The sequence below is a fragment of the Acinetobacter sp. V104_13 genome (genome assembly GCF_031798995.1).
Taxonomy (GTDB): domain Bacteria; phylum Pseudomonadota; class Gammaproteobacteria; order Pseudomonadales; family Moraxellaceae; genus Acinetobacter; species Acinetobacter pittii.
In genome coordinates this window covers 1-17375 of the sequence record NZ_JAVQNP010000009.1, presented here as the reverse complement: position 1 = coordinate 17375, position 17375 = coordinate 1, and the positions used below count along the sequence as shown (strand labels likewise).

General features: G+C 39.3%; 13 protein-coding genes. 7 read left to right on the top strand and 6 right to left on the bottom strand.

What is annotated here, in order from left to right:
• Positions 1-45 precede the first annotated feature (45 nt).
• From carA to greA, 3 genes are all read left to right on the top strand, one after another.
• On the top strand, positions 46-1185 hold the full coding sequence (gene carA / locus RMB06_RS01240) for a glutamine-hydrolyzing carbamoyl-phosphate synthase small subunit (protein ID WP_005067597.1): 1140 nt from the start codon (positions 46-48) through the stop codon (positions 1183-1185).
• A 14-nt stretch (positions 1186-1199) separates the two neighbouring features.
• Positions 1200-4430, top strand: a complete 3231-nt coding sequence (carB, locus tag RMB06_RS01235; protein ID WP_005067595.1) for a carbamoyl-phosphate synthase large subunit — start codon at positions 1200-1202, stop codon at positions 4428-4430.
• Between the two features lie 88 nt (positions 4431-4518).
• Positions 4519-4995: a transcription elongation factor GreA gene (greA, locus tag RMB06_RS01230; RefSeq protein ID WP_002115570.1), complete on the top strand. Its 477-nt coding sequence runs from the start codon at positions 4519-4521 to the stop codon at positions 4993-4995.
• 68 nt (positions 4996-5063) lie between these two features.
• Here greA and RMB06_RS01225 read toward each other — a convergent pair whose 3' ends face one another.
• Positions 5064-5663 carry a TetR/AcrR family transcriptional regulator gene (locus tag RMB06_RS01225; RefSeq protein ID WP_060464903.1) on the bottom strand — a complete coding sequence of 200 codons (600 nt, stop codon included), beginning with the start codon at positions 5661-5663 and terminating at the stop codon, positions 5064-5066.
• Between the two features lie 139 nt (positions 5664-5802).
• Here RMB06_RS01225 and RMB06_RS01220 point away from each other — a divergent pair, with 139 nt between their 5' ends.
• The 3 genes from RMB06_RS01220 (at position 5803) to RMB06_RS01210 (ending at position 7498) form a co-directional block, all read left to right on the top strand.
• Complete coding sequence (locus RMB06_RS01220) at positions 5803-6195, top strand: RidA family protein (protein WP_311077899.1); 393 nt, start codon at positions 5803-5805, stop codon at positions 6193-6195.
• A gap of 111 nt (positions 6196-6306) precedes the next feature.
• A complete protein-coding gene (locus RMB06_RS01215; protein WP_311077898.1) occupies positions 6307-6939 on the top strand; it encodes a CatB-related O-acetyltransferase in 633 nt (210 codons plus the stop codon).
• Positions 6940-7060: 121 nt separating this feature from the next.
• Positions 7061-7498, top strand: coding sequence for a universal stress protein (locus RMB06_RS01210; protein ID WP_004790445.1), 438 nt, complete (start codon positions 7061-7063; stop codon positions 7496-7498).
• Positions 7499-7538: 40 nt separating this feature from the next.
• On the opposite strand, the gene RMB06_RS01205 is transcribed toward RMB06_RS01210, so the two are convergent.
• Positions 7539-8288, bottom strand: a complete 750-nt coding sequence (locus tag RMB06_RS01205) for a hypothetical protein (RefSeq protein ID WP_174725841.1) — start codon at positions 8286-8288, stop codon at positions 7539-7541.
• A gap of 25 nt (positions 8289-8313) precedes the next feature.
• Positions 8314-8643, bottom strand: a complete 330-nt coding sequence (locus tag RMB06_RS01200) for an MGMT family protein (RefSeq protein ID WP_078224328.1) — start codon at positions 8641-8643, stop codon at positions 8314-8316.
• 81 nt (positions 8644-8724) lie between these two features.
• On the opposite strand from RMB06_RS01200, the gene RMB06_RS01195 reads away from it, so the two are divergent.
• Complete coding sequence (locus tag RMB06_RS01195; protein ID WP_002115569.1) at positions 8725-9441, top strand: hypothetical protein; 717 nt, start codon at positions 8725-8727, stop codon at positions 9439-9441.
• Here RMB06_RS01195 and RMB06_RS01190 read toward each other — a convergent pair.
• The 3 genes from RMB06_RS01190 to RMB06_RS01180 all read right to left on the bottom strand — a co-directional run.
• Positions 9438-11168 (bottom strand): CapA family protein, encoded by a 1731-nt coding sequence (locus RMB06_RS01190; protein WP_311077897.1) that lies wholly within the window; start codon positions 11166-11168, stop codon positions 9438-9440. The genes RMB06_RS01195 and RMB06_RS01190 overlap by 4 nt on opposite strands.
• Positions 11165-12820 carry a poly alpha-glucosyltransferase gene (locus tag RMB06_RS01185; protein ID WP_311077896.1) on the bottom strand — a complete coding sequence of 552 codons (1656 nt, stop codon included), beginning with the start codon at positions 12818-12820 and terminating at the stop codon, positions 11165-11167. Before RMB06_RS01185 ends, RMB06_RS01190 begins: the two co-directional genes overlap by 4 nt.
• 145 nt (positions 12821-12965) lie before the next feature.
• Positions 12966-17375: BapA/Bap/LapF family large adhesin (locus RMB06_RS01180; protein ID WP_311077895.1), on the bottom strand; the 4410-nt coding region annotated here is incomplete at its 5' end.

The window sequence follows — 17375 nt, the reverse complement described above, 5'->3', positions numbered from 1 at the left end:
TTGGGTCTACTCGCTTTTTTACAGCCGAAATTCAGGAGCTTTGGTTTGAGCACCCCCGCCATTTTAGCCCTCGCAGATGGAACGATCTTTAAAGGAACGTCAATCGGCGCAACGGGAAGTACGACTGGAGAAGTCGTTTTTAACACAGCCATGACAGGCTATCAAGAAATTTTGACTGACCCAAGTTATGCACAACAAATTGTGACATTAACTTACCCTCATATCGGAAACACTGGCTGCAACGCAGAAGACGTTGAATCTGGTCGTATCCATAAAGTATGGGCGAATGGTTTAATTATTCGTGACCTTCCTCTACTACACAGTAACTTCCGTGCTGAGCAGTCTTTGAGTGAATATTTGCAAGAACACAATGTTGTTGCAATCGCGGATATTGATACACGTAAATTAACACGTATTTTGCGTGACAAAGGTGCACAAAATGGTTGCATCCTTGCTGGCGAAAATATTACTGAAGAAGAAGCAATTGCCAAAGCTCGTGCTTTTGGTGGCTTAAACGGTTTAGACCTTGCAAAAGAATGTTGTGATCCAACTGGTTTTGAATGGTCTGAAGGTTCATGGACTCTAGGCCAAGGCTTCTCTCAACCTGAATTAAAATATCATGTAGTTGCATACGATTACGGTGTCAAAACCAACATCTTGCGTATGCTTGCAGACCGCGGTTGCAAATTAACCGTTGTACCTGCAGAAACTCCGGCTGAAAAAGTATTGGCACTTAATCCGGATGGCGTATTCCTTTCAAATGGCCCTGGCGATCCAGCTGCTTGTGATTATGCAATCGAAGCTGTAAAAACTATTGTTGAAACCACAACATTACCTGTATTTGGTATTTGCTTAGGCCACCAAATCTTGGCACTCGCTTCTGGTGCAAAAACTGTAAAAATGAACCATGGTCACCACGGTGCTAACCACCCTGTACAAAATCTTGAAGATGGTACAGTGATGATTACTTCACAAAACCATGGTTTCGCTGTAGATGCTGAAACTTTACCGGCTAACTTAAAAGCAACGCATAAATCATTGTTCGATGGCACCTTACAAGGGATTCATCGTACAGACAAACCAGCTTTCAGCTTCCAAGGTCACCCTGAAGCAAGCCCTGGTCCACATGATTGTGCCCCATTGTTCGATCATTTCATCGAACTTATCGAAGCATCTAAACAGTAATTAAGGAGCGAATAATGCCTAAACGTACGGATATTAAAAGCATCTTAATTATTGGTGCTGGCCCGATTGTGATTGGTCAGGCATGTGAGTTTGACTACTCAGGTGCTCAAGCGTGTAAAGCGCTTCGTGAAGAAGGCTACCGTGTTATTTTGGTTAACTCTAACCCAGCAACCATTATGACAGACCCTTCAATGGCTGATGCAACTTATATTGAGCCAATTACTTGGCAAACAGTTGCACAGATTATTGAAAAAGAACGTCCAGATGCAGTATTGCCAACTATGGGTGGCCAAACTGCGTTGAACTGTGCTCTTGCACTTGATGAGCACGGCGTTCTTGAGAAATATAATGTTGAATTAATTGGTGCAACTAAAGACGCAATTGAGAAAGCCGAAGATCGTAAACTCTTCGATATCGCTATGCGTAAAATTGGCTTGGAATGTCCAAAAGCTGCCATTGCTGAAACAATGGAAGAAGCTTTAGAAATCCAGTCACGCTTTGGTTTCCCGGTAATTATCCGTCCATCATTCACAATGGGTGGTTCGGGTGGCGGTATTGCATATAACCGTGAAGAATTCCTTGAGATTTGTGAACGTGGTTTTGATCTCTCTCCTACTCACCAGTTATTGATCGATGAATCTTTAATTGGTTGGAAAGAGTACGAAATGGAAGTTGTTCGTGACAAAAATGACAACTGTATTATCGTATGTGCGATCGAAAACTTCGACCCAATGGGCGTACACACTGGTGACTCAATCACTGTAGCACCAGCTCAGACATTAACTGACAAAGAATACCAATTGATGCGTAACGCTTCGGTTGCAGTTCTTCGTGAAATTGGTGTTGAGACAGGTGGTTCTAACGTTCAGTTCGGTATTAACCCGAAAGACGGCCGTATGGTTGTTATCGAGATGAACCCTCGTGTATCTCGTTCATCTGCACTTGCTTCTAAAGCAACAGGTTTCCCGATTGCTAAAATCGCAGCAAAACTTGCTGTTGGTTATACTCTTGATGAATTGAAAAATGACATCACTGGTGGCGTAACTCCTGCAAGCTTCGAACCATCAATTGACTATGTTGTAACGAAAATTCCTCGTTTTAACTTCGAGAAATTCCCGCAAGCTGAACCAGTTCTTACCACTCAGATGAAATCTGTTGGTGAAGTGATGGCAATTGGCCGTAACTTCCAAGAATCTGTACAAAAAGCATTACGTGGTCTTGAAGTTGGTGTAAGCGGTTTTGATGAAAAAATCGAAGCTGGTGCAACAAATGCAAAAGAAATTATTCTAAAAGAACTTAAAGTTCCGGGTCCTGAGCGTATCTGGTATGTAGCGGACGCTTTCCGTCATGGTTTCTCTTTAGATGAAGTTTTCGAAGCAACTAAAATTGACCGTTGGTTCCTTATTCAGATTCAAGACATCGTTAAAACTGAAGCTCAAGTGAAAACTTTAGGTTTTGGTGACTTAAACGCTGACAACATCCGTTCGTTCAAGCGTAAAGGTTTATCTGACCTTCGTATTGCTCACCTCATGGGCATTTCACAAAAGCAATTCCGTAAACAACGTTGGAACTTGGGTGTTTATCCAGTTTACAAACGTGTTGATACATGTGCAGCAGAGTTTGAGTCTGGTACTGCATACATGTATTCAACTTACGATGAAGAATGTGAAGCAAATCCATCAAACCGTGACAAGATCATGGTCATTGGTGGTGGTCCAAACCGTATTGGTCAAGGTATCGAATTTGACTACTGCTGTGTACACGCTGCATTAGCTATGCGTGAAGACGGTTACGAAACAATCATGGTGAACTGTAACCCTGAAACTGTTTCTACCGACTATGACACATCTGACCGTCTATACTTCGAGCCTGTAACACTTGAAGATGTACTTGAAATCGTACGTACAGAGAAGCCTAAAGGCGTAATCGTACAGTACGGTGGTCAAACTCCGCTTAAATTGGCACGTGCTTTAGAAGAAGCAGGTACTCCAATTATCGGTACATCACCAGATGCGATTGACCGTGCTGAAGACCGTGAACGTTTCCAACAAATGATTCAACGTTTACAGCTTCGTCAACCAAACAACAGCATTGTAAAATCTGCTGAAGAAGGTATCTCTGAAGCTGCAAAAGTAGGTTATCCGCTTGTTGTTCGCCCATCTTATGTATTAGGTGGTCGTGCAATGGAAATCGTATATAACGAAGAAGAACTTAAACGTTACCTTCGTGAAGCAGTTCAAGCATCTAATGAAGCCCCTGTTCTTCTTGACCGTTTCCTAGATGACGCAACTGAAGTTGATGTTGACTGTGTATCTGACGGTAAAGACGTTGTGATCGGCGGTATCATGCAGCATATTGAACAAGCTGGTATTCACTCAGGTGACTCTGCATGTTCGATTCCTCCTTATTCTTTATCAAAAGAAATTCAGGATGAAATGCGTCGTCAAACGATTGCGATGGCAAAAGAACTTGGCGTTGTTGGCTTGATGAACGTTCAGTTCGCTGTAAAAGGTGACGATATTTACGTTCTAGAAGTTAACCCACGTGCTTCACGTACAGTTCCATTCGTATCGAAGTGTATTGGTGATTCTTTAGCGAAAGTTGCTGCGCGTTGTATGGCAGGTCAATCTCTTGAATCTCAAGGATTTACTAAAGAAATCATTCCAACTCATTTTGCTGTGAAGGAAGCCGTTTTCCCATTCGCTAAATTCCAAGGCGTAGACCCTATGCTTGGACCTGAGATGAAATCTACAGGTGAAGTGATGGGCGTAGGTAAAACATTTGGTGAAGCATTCTATAAAGCTGTTTTAGGCTCAAATGAACGCTTACCTGGTTTACCAACTGAAGGCGAAGTAAAACATGCTTTCTTATCAGTACGTGAATCTGACAAGAAATATATCGCTGATATCGCTAAGAAATTAGTTGAATATGGCTTCAAGCTTGTTGCAACAGGTGGTACTTACCAAGTGCTTAAAGAAGCAGGTTTAGAATGTGAATCTGTAAATAAAGTTACTGAAGGTCGTCCACATATTGTTGACCGCTTGAAAAATGGTGAAATACACCTTATTGTCAATACCACTGAAGGTAAACAGGCTCAATATGACTCTGCAATGATTCGTCGTGCTGCCCTACAAGGCAAAGTGTATTACACAACGACTATCAATGGCGCAGAAGCTGTTTGCCAAGCCTTTGCTGTGAAATTGCCAATGGATGTATACCGCTTGCAAGATTTAACTGTAGGTTAATTTTTTTACCGATAAGTCCCGTCACCTTATCGGTGGCGGGATTTTTTCATTTTTTTAACTGTGTTTTCTCAACTTAAGAGGGACCGAAATGCAACGTTATCCAATGACCCCTGAAGGTAAAATCGCCTTAGAGAAAGAATTACAACATCTGAAATCTGTTGAACGTCCACGTATTACTCAAGCAATTGCTGAAGCACGTGAACATGGGGACTTAAAAGAAAATGCAGAATACCATGCTGCTCGTGAACAGCAAGGTTTCTGTGAAGGACGCATCCAAGATATCGAAGGAAAATTGGGTGCTTCACAAGTCATCGATGTTAAGGACTTAGAACAAAACGGTCGTGTTGTATTCGGTGTTACGGTAACGATTGAAAACCTTGATACTGAAGAACGCAAGACTTATAAAATTGTTGGTGATGATGAAGCTGATTTTAAAATCAATAAAATCTCAGTGAACTCACCAATCGCACGTGGCCTTTTGAGCAAGAGTGAAGGTGATGAAGTAAAAATCGTTACTCCTCAAGGCGAAGTGGAATATGAAATCGTAAGTGTAGAATATCTTTAATTTATAAATAGATATACTGAAACTATAAAACCCCTCAATTGAGGGGTTTTTTATATTTCAAACAATTATTAAAAAAGTTCACTATGCATTTTTAAAAAGCCTGATGCAAAGATTTTAAAGGCATTTAAGGCTTCAGGAAGTACCTGTTCAGGATATTCACTAGAAGCTACCCATAATGCTGCGTTCATGGCAGCCCCATTTAAAAGCACTGCTGCCGCTTCTGGGTCTACAATTTTAATTTGTTCTGCTGTCAATAGCTGTTCAACGCACTTACGGGTAGACTGCAGACATCTGTTTTGACTTGGCCAATGCGCTGGATCGCCCAGCACGGCAGGTCCATCACGTAACACAATACGCTGAAACTCAGGATTTAAAGCATTTTGAATATAGGTCTGCCCTTCAAGTAGCAATCCTTCCCAAAGATCATCAGGCTGCTCTAAATGCTGCTGGGCATATTCTGCCATCTGTGAATCAATTTGATCGACCACTGCAGCAAATAAACCGCGCTTATCACCAAAATGATGGTACAGCGCCCCACGGGTCAACCCTGCTTCTGCCGTGAGTTTATCCATTGAAGTATCTGCATAGCCATATTCAGCAAATGCACGACGTGCTACTTCAATCAGTTTCTTGCGGGTTTCCGCCATCTTTTGTTCACGAACAGACATGTATTTCACCAGCTAATCATCACAAAAAATTTTAATTGACATACGCCTCGTATGTCAATTATGTTTACATACGAGGCGTATGTGAAACCTGAGCGACATTTACTGATTGGTATTTAAATACTAAAGGAGAACAAACCTGATGAGAACTGCAATATTTCCTAAAGACCGCCATACCTTATATGAACAGCATGGTTATTCAGCCGCAATTCAATCGAAAGATTTACTCTTTGTTTCAGGACAGGTTGGTAGCTTGGAAGATGGCTCACCTGTACCTGATTTTGAAAAACAGGTGATCCAAGCTTTTAAGAACTTAGCAGAGACACTGAAAGCAGCTGGTTGTACTTTCCATGAAATTATTGATGTCACCACCTTTCATACCGATCCAGAACGGCAGTTTGAAAGCATTATGAAAGTTAAAAATCAGATCTTTACACAAAAGCCTTATCCTAATTGGACCGCTGTGGGCGTAACTTGGTTAGCAGGCTTTGATTTTGAGATTAAAGTTATTGCACGTATTCCTCATAATAATTAGTTCAAATTAGCCCCTCTTTTAATATTCGATTCACTGGCTGGGCTGAGATTATGGGTTCAGCTTGAATCGCAATTCGGTATAATAGTGTATTCCCTTTTTTATATCTCCCTTATGGCTGAAAAGTTAATTAGCTCCCCTGTTCGTCATTGGTGCGAGTTTGAGTTTATTTCCAAAACTGTGAAAAATCCCAATATCCATATTAAGGGAAATTATTCTTATTATTCAGCTTATTGGGATCAAGGCTTTGAACGTTGTGTAGTACGTTATTTACATGACAAAGCTTCAACGCCAAAAAAACCGATTGACCAACTTTATATTGGCAATTTTGTTTGTTTTGGTGCAGAGTGCGTGATCATGATGGGTGGCAATCAGCTTCATAGACCCGACTGGATTTCAACTTTTCCTTTTGATACTCGTAGTTTTTTGGCAGCTGGTGATACTGTTATTTCTGATGGCTGCTGGGTTGGTAGCCGTGCCATGATTATGCAAGGTGTCAAACTAGGTGAAGGCGCAGTGGTCGCCACTGGAGCCGTAGTAACTAAAGATGTTCCGCCCTATGCAATTGTCGGTGGGGTGCCTGCGAAAATTATTAAATATCGCTTTCCTCAAGAACAGATCGACAAACTACTTGCTTTAAAACTTTATGATTTAGATGAGAAGCAAATTTTGAAAATACGTGAATATCTTCAAACTGACGATATTGATGCTTTATCTACACATATAGAAAATTTGCGCAATTTATAAAAATTTATCTACAAAATTTGTCGTTATAAAATCACAAATGATTACGTGCTTGAATTTAAATCGTCAAAAAATAGGTATAAAGTATTAATAAATAAGCATCATTACAATAAGGAAAATACTCATGTTATATCAACATATTCTAGTACCAATTGACGGTTCTGAAACTTCTATGGTCGCCATGAAAGAGGCCATTAAGCTGGGAAAAGCATTAAATAGCAAAATTACAGTTGTACAAGTGATGGCACTTGATCCATTTATTGCTGATGTCTACGTAAAAACTGGCCAAACTAATGAGTTGATTGAACGTACAAGAACTTATTTGCTCGACATTTTAGAAAAAGCAAAACAAGAATTTGCCAACGAAGGCATTACTGTTGAAACCAAACTGTTGGAAGGCTTTGTTGTACATGAGGAAATCATTCAAGCTGCTCAAGACTTAAATGCAGATCTGATTGTCATGGGTTCTCATGGCCGCACGGGAGTCCGAAAACTCGTGTTGGGAAGTGTTGCACAAAAAGTTTTAGGGGAAAGCCATATTCCTGTGTTAATTGTTCGCTAAAGTGAGACGCCTGTTTGGCTAAAGTGAGCAAGATAGGCTTCTATTTCTTAAAAGGCATAACCTCTTCACGCGATTGCTCAACCGTTATTGTTTTTTTACTTTTGAAAGCTTCCCAAGAATAATTTTTATAATTTAATTGCCATAAATAATATGGTTGTCCCACATCTTTAAATTGAATGTTTAGTATCATCCATGCCTCATCATGACAATGGGGCGATTTTTTATAATCTTGTTCTGAAAAACATGCTCGAATCATTTCTCGTGAAGAAAAAGCAATATCTTTTAGTGCAACTTGATACTTCCCATGAGGTTTGAGCTTAATAAAATCAGCATTTTCTTCAAAACGCCCTCCTCCTGAGTAACCAGTAAACCATCTATTAACTACTGCGATTGCAAACCCATTTTTATTTAATGGATATAAAGCTGGAAAGATTTGTAATCCATCTGGTCCCAAATCATCGGTATGAGGCTCTTTATTATGATGTTGATAATCTTTAAAGTCCCATTGATCAACTACTTTATATTGATTATTTTGCTTCTTAACCTGAACAATTTGTGGACTTTCATCTATTAGGTAATAAATCGAATCTTGCGTATTTTTTCCCTTCCACAGGATAGCTTCACCACTGCATTTCTGTCTCAGTTGCTTGCATATCAAATCTATGTCTTGCTGAGAAGCCTTTATATTTATAAAAGGTTGAGTTGAAATATCCTTTCCAGCATAACTCACCTGTGCCATCAAACTTAAAAGTAATACTGCTCCACTACACCATTTATTATTCTTTTGCATGTGTATTTACTCTCTAACATAAATATTAAGGCTGCCAAGCAAACTGCTTTAAGTCAACTTTACCATTTAACAAATAGACACCTTCAGCTTCCAGTTTTAATTGCTGAATATTTTCACCTTTTTCATTAAACTTACTTAGGCTAATTTTGCCTTGAGAATTAATTACACGATACCAAGGAACTTGATGATCAACTTCAAGATGTTTCAAAACATAGCCGACTAATCTTGCATGTTTTGGTAATCCTGCCATACGAGCCACTTGTCCATAGGTTGCAACTTTTCCGTAAGGAATCAAAGCAATGACTTCTAAAATTTGCCGATGTAGTTCATACTGAGTTGTCAAAATGGACTCCATAAAAATTGACATCATTCATATCATATAAAAAATTTTGAACAAAACTAAATGCAATCCAAGGTGGGCTTGAGGGAAATCTGCATGAAAAAAACATTACTGGTGATTACTGGCACTTTACTATGCGTTTCTTGTACTACACGCCCTCCTCTTCCTTTAGGAGAAACACCTAAAGTCTCTACAGATGGCCGCCCTATTATTCCAGTCACTTTTGTTTTTACAACCAACTCTCCAGAAGCTACAAAGTTTGATAATTATCAACAGATGCGTAAGGAAATTAAAATATTAAATAAATACTATGTAGATGATAAAAATAATAAAATTTTTAAATTTAAATTACATCGTTATATTCCTTATGAAGAGTTTTCAAAATTACATTGTGATTTAAAACAACAGATTAATCAGCCCTACCCAATTACGATTGAAACCATTCCTGCCAGTGTAAATACGTGTTTTCCGAAACGAACTGCAAGTAAAGAAGTGATTGTTTTTATTTATGATGCCTATTCGACCAAATGGAAATTTGAAGATGTAACGAGTAGAGCCTTTCGTAATAATGGCAAACCTTTTATTTTATTAGACTGGAACCGCCTCAATTATAATATTCAGGCTGGTAGCGTGCATGAAATGGGACATGTGTTTGGTCTAAAACATGTTTGTGCGCCAAAAGCTACAAAACGTACTCCAACCAACATCATGGCAAGCGCCGAATGTAAATTAGGCAGTGGTGGCTTAAGAAATTTAGGATTTACGCCAGTACAACTTCAAACTATTTTATCGACATACAAACAATATCCCTAAAATTTAATTTCAACATATGCTCCTAAATTATCTTGGGTAGCGATGTAATTTTCAGGGGTCAGTAAAGATGTCATGTAAGTACTAGCTTTTAAGAAATCTTCAGCATTGACTGGATATGGCTGCCAAAATGTTTTCAAATTATTGGTGTAAATTGGATAAAGACGAAGTAAGTCTTTTGACAAATCTAACCTTGCTATACAACCATAAGGTAAGGCATTGTGTTTGTCATATTCGCCATTGCTATTAAACACAGCATTGCCAATACCAAACACGACTGGCTTTTGGTTAATGATCTGGACAGGTTGAATAGTATGAGCACCATGACCAATGATCAAGTCAGCGCCAGCTTGAGTTAGAATGGTAGCAAGCTTACTCTGTTCTTTTGTAATTGGCTTAAAGTCGACACCCCAATGGCAAATAACAATAATTTTATGTTCAGGATGAGTCAGCCTATAGCGACCTATTTGTTCAAGCAAAACACCATTTAAACACGCAACCCCACTCTTATAACCTAAAGCATAAAAATCATAATCGAGATAGGCAGTATCTCTGTGCCAGTATCCGTTAAAAATAGCATAACGCTTATTTTCAAAAGAGAGTTCAAAGTAGTTATGAGCATCTTTTTGGTTTACACCTGCCCCGATATAAGAAATGTTAGCCTGATTCAACTGTTGTAATGTATAGGTCAGCCCACGATCCCCATAGTCTTTTAGATGGTTATTTGCCAACACCACATGATTAACGTGAATATTTTTGAATGCTGCTAATGTTTGTTCAGCATCAGCTTTAAGAATAAATGGCTTTTTATGACCTAAAGGAGATTGGTTTTCTAAAGAAAACACCGCTTCAAAGTTAGCAATATTTAAGTCATGATCACCTAAAAAAGCTTTTATTTTTTTAAAAGAATAGTCATATCCATATTGTTGTATAGCATCTTTTTGACCCTTTGACCTGCGCTTTTCAGTGTAGATTTCCCCAAAGTAGGTATCGCCTAGAATGTTAATAATGCCACTTGGGGCTGAGCAAACTTTAGGTTGTACCTTCTGTGCTTGAAAACAATGATAGTAAGGAATCAAGTGCTCAGCACGATGAATATCATCTAAAAATGAAAAGAAACCAATCGTTTGGTTTTCTTCAAAGAACGTCAGATAAATTTTTCTAAATGAGTTTGTAAGATATAAGACCTCTACTACATTCCGTCCCATTAATGGTGTCTGAGGGAGATAAGACTTTCCTTGAAAATTCAGCTCTTTTATAAAGAATAGTTCTTTTATATCATTGGGATAGCTATAAATTTTTCTGATCAATAAAAACAAATTCTTTAACTGATTTTGGGTACCTGCATTTTTTAGGGTTAAGTTATAGGTAGCGGCTCTTTTAGAGAAAATTAAAGATACTTGCTCATTTGTACCGCAGAGCATATTACTTAAAGCATCTTTTACATCTGCTGCTTGAGTAAAAATTAAGAACTGCAATAACTCGGTAAATGTATAACTTTCTGAGGGTTTTAAGCCTAGATTTTGCTGACCTAATTGCTCAGATAGATGTTCAGGGACAACATAGTCATCTTGAGCTTGTACACTTTTTTGCTGAAATTGCTCTAATGCGTAGTCAATTAGCAGTAGTGTTGAAATATCATCGTCAAATTCGAATTGCCATAAAGCTTCATCGAAACTTGTCGTATCGATATGTGCTAATAACTTGATTTCAACAGGCTGATATTTCATGGCTCATCACCTTTGTAATCTTTTACGTAAGCGATATAACCTGATAAGTTATGCTCTTGGTCATCAATCCGTACTCGAAAACGATCATGACGAATATAAAACGCATGTAAAATTTTATCTGGCCGAGCCATATACATCGCCATTTCCGGATAAAAAAAGCCTGTCGTTTGAAAATCAGCTCTAAACTCAATTAATTTTTGAAGCTCAGGCATATAAGCTTGCTCGAAAAGTGCTGTGTGCCCCTGCTCTTTTAAACGGTTCACCATTTTATAAGCAGCCATTAACATTTCTAGTAAAGTCGCATAAGTCGTTTTTCGATTGCGAATAAAAATAAAATGTTTTAAATAATTATTTAAACCAAAAATAAAATATTTATCTTCAGGGCATATTTTAGTGAGTTCATTTGTACAGTAACTTAACCAATGGTCATGATATTTTTCATATCTCTTTTCAATAAAACATTCAAACATTAATTTAACAGTTTCTAATAATCTAGAATCTTGGTTAATTTGATATAACCTTAATAAAGCTAGAGCAGCTTCACCATCATAATAAATAATTCTGAATTTTTCTTTTAAATCATAATCTGGATAATTTAATACATGAGTTGTTGAGCCATTTGAATCTATTAATTTTAAAATACCATTTGCAAGTTTCTCTGCATATTTTTGATAATTAGTTTTTTGAGTAATTTCTTGATATTTAGTTAACATTAAAATAGCAGCCGAATTGGCACCTAATTTAATTTCAAATTCCCCTTCTTTACCATCAATCATGAAAGCAGTTTCTGAGTCTTTTTCTTTATAAAAGTTGGTCAATGCATATTGGATAGCAGCATGTATCTTGGGCCAATATTCTGGTTTACTCTGCACTTCAAATGTTTCCAGCAACGCATACACCGAGGTACAGTGGCGTACCGTATTGTAGTTACGAATATCTCGATCATAGGCAGAAAAATAGCCATAGATAAATTTGCCATTTTCTTGAATTTGATCATGCAAAAATGCCGAATTTTTTTCAATTAACGACTGAAAATGCTGTTTCTTATTGCTCGAAATCGCCCTAATACCATTCGCATCATAACCACTCGCTAAATTAATGAATTGCCCATTTTCATAAAATGCTGCGTAGGTATCAAAAGTCCAAATGTCTTGTAGCTCTTGTAGTTTAATCTGTGGTTTAGTCGCGTTATATTTTTGCTTAATTGCATAATTCAGATTTGTTTCATCAAAAAAGTTGGGTTTGTCATAGCTCAAACCTCGTATAATTGCCTTTCCATAAATCTCTTGCTCAAGAAAAGCTACTGAACACTTTTCATCAAACCCAATACCTTTACGGTAGTGGTTGTTGTGAAATTGATGATGGACCTGCTGCTCTACTATTTTCCAAGCTTGTTTCGTTAAATTATATGCAACATCAATTTTTATATAATCAACAAGTGACTCATATGCAAACTGGTCATTAATGAAAGCTAATAATTGTATTTTTGCTTGAGAAAAGTTTGTTTTTTCACTATGCCAGACATTACATCTTTGGTCTTTAGGCCCATAAGATATAAATAAAATTGTTTCATCCTGAAAAGCGGAAGCATGTGGAGCGATATGTTCTAACCAAAGGTTCAGTTGTCTTTGGAAGTTTAAAAATGCTGTCACTCGAAATCAGTCCCTATCCGTTATTTGTTGTTCTAAAAAGTTTTCAATCCATCATAGCATGAACATATAAAAAGCTAAGTTAACGTATTGTTTAAACATAAAAAAAGAGCCCGAAGGCTCTTTTTTTTATAAGTCACTTATCAGATTAAAAAATGATTTGACCATTGTTGATCAAGTCATTCAATGTGACTGGACCAGTAAGGTTAGTCAATTGAAGCAATGGTGTTTCAGTGTAAGTACCTTCTACAAGTAATCCACCATCACGGTCTACGCTGATTGTCGCAGTTTGAGTACCAGCATCATAACTTACTGTTACATATTGACCGATTGTTAAGTTAGTTTGAGAACCAATTAACAAGTTACTTAAGTCAATCTTATCCGCCTGATCATCGGTTGCAGTGTCACCTACATGGAAGTCAGTCCATACATCTACACCACCAGCTGTTGTATTACCACCAGTTGCGTTAGTTACGCTTGCAGCTGTTAATGTGTTGTAGATCAAGGTATCAGAGCCATTACCAAGAGCAAATGTATCATTTGCCGCAGTACTCACTGCAAGGCTATTCAACTCTTGACTCAAGTTAATCGTCAATGAAGAAGTGTATTCACTACCATCAATCACCGAAACTAACTTGTAATCAATCACATCAACTGTCGCATTTGCAGCGCTGTCTAATGGTTTGTAGAAGTAAGAACCATCATTGTATAGATACAACGTACCTTCACCTGTATTGACTCCTTGACCAGCAGCTAGTTCATAAGTACCAGTTGTTGAGTTCATTACATAGAGCTGTGTACCTTCTACCACATCATTAGTAAGAACGTTACCAGTAATCCAGTCGGTTTGACCATCTGGTGTGTATTGGTCTAGATGAGTCGCTGTGGTTGTAATTACTGTATCTAAAGTAACTTGGCCAATAGCAACTAGAGCACTAATGTTGAATACGATTTGGTACGTACCTGCAGACAGATGTGGCACATCTGTCGAGTAGGCTGGAGCACCCAACACGCCAGCTAAAGCCGTCGCTGAACCTGAATAAACCGTATCTACCCATACACCGCCTACAAACTGCTGAATCTTATAAGCTACAGTTGGTAATGCCGATAAGCTTAATGATGCAGTGTAGTTCAACTGTATATGAACATCACTAACAGTGTTCGCACCAATTACAAATTGGCTAGAAGTGACTGTACCCGTAGTACCGTAGATCGGAGTACCAACAATTGGAACAGTACCAATCTGAGCAAATTGTAAGTCACCACTCGCCACTGAAGCGGCAGGATCTACCACTGGTTCCATACTGATTGTCGCATCATCTGTATCAGCTGTTACAGATGGTGTTGGAAGCGTAGCATCTGCCGAAGGATCTGCTGTATTCCAAGTGACATCAACATCTGGCGAACCAACTTGAACATGTAATGTAGCGGTATCAGTTCTACCAGTTACAGGATCTGTCACTGTGTAAGTAAAGCTATCAACTTTACCTACATTCGCCATATCCGCAGTTGCCTGATAACTATAAGTACCATCTGCATTAATAGTCAGAGTTCCATATACGCCTACAACCGTTGCTGGAGTACCCGCTACAACTGTAGTTGTATTACCATTTTCAGCTGTAACAGCAGTTACTACTGAAGTTGTTGTAATGTAGTCCGGCACATAGTTTGTACCGTAAACCGCAGAGTTATCATCAGCGAGTACATTACCAGTTACAGGGTCAACAACCAGTACAGGTGGTTGAGTGATATCACCATGATTCAACGTGATATCCGCAGTAACACTACCTAGAGCTGTAAGTAATGTGTTGCTTTCCATGAACAACTCGTAAGTACCGGCACTTAAGTTATCAATCTTGAATTGAACTTCAGAACCAAAGATACCTAACAAGTCAATTACACCAGTATCAGAACTATCTGCAACTACAGTACGAGTGCCATCTGGATTTACTCGTGTTAATACCACATGTAAACCGTCGACAACCGTAGCAACCGAACCAAAGTTCACTGCAATAATCGCATCAGTCAGATTACCTGGATCAACTGTAAATGTCGCTGTTCCTTCTCTAGAACCGATAACAACTCCACCTACACCGAGTAACCAGTTGTAGCTAATCGCGTTATCAAGTACCTCAGTCGTTACTGGATAAACCATGTCTATTTCAGCTGAAGCAACGTTATCCATCGCATCTACTGGAAGCGGACTAGTAATTACAGCTGGTTGAGATGGATCTGTATCGTTCCAAGTCATATCTACACTGTCACTATCGAGACGAACGTAAAGTGTTGCCTCAGAAGTGTTACCTGTTACAGGATCAAGCAAGGTGTAGGTAAATTGATCTACCTGACCTAAGTTTGCTCCGTCTACAGTTGGGGTATAAGTGTAGTTGCCATCTTGGTCGATCACCAATGTACCGTATGTACCAGTGATTGTTGCACCAGCAACTGGATCAACCGCAATACCATTCACTTGAGAGATCACAGCACTGCTGCTTGCTGCATCAACTTCACCAGTGAGGCTCGCATCTTTGATGACATTGCCAGAGATCGGTTCAACAGAGTAACTAGCCACGATGTATGGATTGTAGACATCCATCGTACCAGTTAATGTTCCACCTAAACCTACACCTAGCAAGCCTTCATATCCGATGAATGCGCGGTACTGACCAGCATCCAATCCTTCAAGTACAGCTGTTGGCGTACCACCGATAAGTGATAGATCGATGAGTGATGCTTCTGGGTTAGTACCACCAATTGATACCCATTGTCCTGTTGCTTCATCAAATTTCTGAACAACAATCGCATAATCACTGAGTAAATCTGCTGTGATTATCGCATCGAATGTGAACGTTGCTGTACCTTCGCGGTTTGGATCAACAGTAAACTCAATTGCGTCGTTACCAAGCAATTGTAAGTCCAGACCAGCCAACGATACTGCTGCAAGGTAAGTTGAACTACCTAGAGCAACATCATCTGCAACTAGCAACGGTTCTGGGTTGATCTCTGCAGTTACAACATTATCCACTGCTTTCACAGAGCTCAATTGAATATTGAGGTTTGCTTGAGCCGTATCACCAGTTACAGGATCAGTTAATGTGTAGACAAATACATCTGTTTGACCTACACCTGCTGCACTTGCAGTAGGCGTATAAGTGTATGTACCGTCTGGATCGATTACCAACGTACCATACAACCCATTAATCACAGTATCTACCGCTGTAACAGGCTGACCATTTACCGCTGTAACTACAGTCGTAGCGGTTACAACGTCTGTTTCACCACTGGTATTGATATCAGTAATCACATTCCCATCAGCAACTTCAGTGTAGTATCCACCTACTTGTGTTGTGTCATAAACATCCATTGTGCCTGTTAAGGTACCCAGTAAACCGATACCTAGAAGACCGTTGTAAGTCATGAATGCACGGTATTGTCCTTCTTCTAGACCTTCAAGAACCACACCAGGAGTTGAACCTAGTAAAGTAAGATCAAGAATATCTGCTTGGCCACCACCATAGACCGAAGTCCATTGGCCTGTTACTGGGTCAAGTTTCTGAACTACTAGAGAGTAATCAGATAATGCATCTACTCCAATTAAAGCGCTGTAAGTAAAGGTCGCATTGCCTTCTTGACCAGCACCCACTGTAAAGCCGATTGACTCTGACCCTAACTGCAAATCAAGTCCAGCAAGCGATACAAGTGCTAGATAAGTGTTGCTTCCTAGTGCTGCATCATCTTGTACAAGCAATGGTTGAGGAGCAAGTACAGCTGTATCAGTGTTATCGAAAGCAATGATAGAGCTTGCAAGAGTATAAGTTTGCGTATCTTGAAGTGTACTAGCGTTTCCTGCGAGGTCTGTGAATTTCGCAGTAGCATCAACAGTTAAGTCTGAATCTGCTGCAAGACCACTACCAGCTACATCAACTGTCCAAGTACCTGCTACGGCATCAACTGTGGCTGTATAGTCAACACCATTTACAGTAACCACAACACCTGTTGTTACTGCATCTGTAGGGATGTTGGTCAATGTACCTGTTAAGGTCACTGATCCACCAGCTTCTGTCGCATCCAAGATGTTATCAGCAGTAACTGGGTCAATTGCTAACACAGTTGTAGTGATATCAGGTGGAGTAACATCTAGAGTTACCGTTACGTCTGCATCAGCAACATCTACGTTACCTTGTGCATCTACAGCCTCAGCATGAATCACAATCTGACCAGTCACAGGATCTGCTGCTGTTGCGGCAAGAGTCGCTGTAATGAAGCCGTTTGCAAGGTCAGCTGCTGTCACGGTGTAGTTGGTACCGTTAACATTCACCACTGTGCCATCGATTGCATCTGGTCCCAACGCCACTTGTGCATTGAAGGTACCGTCTGTACCAAGTTCTGCAGCATTCAAGATACCGTCGCCATTTAAGTCTTCAGGAACCGTAATCGCTGTAATCAGGTCTTGTGGAGTTATATCAATTGTTAAGGTTACATCTGCATCAGCAACATCTACGTTACCTTGTGCATCTACAGCCTCAGCATGAATCACAATCTGACCAGTCACAGGATC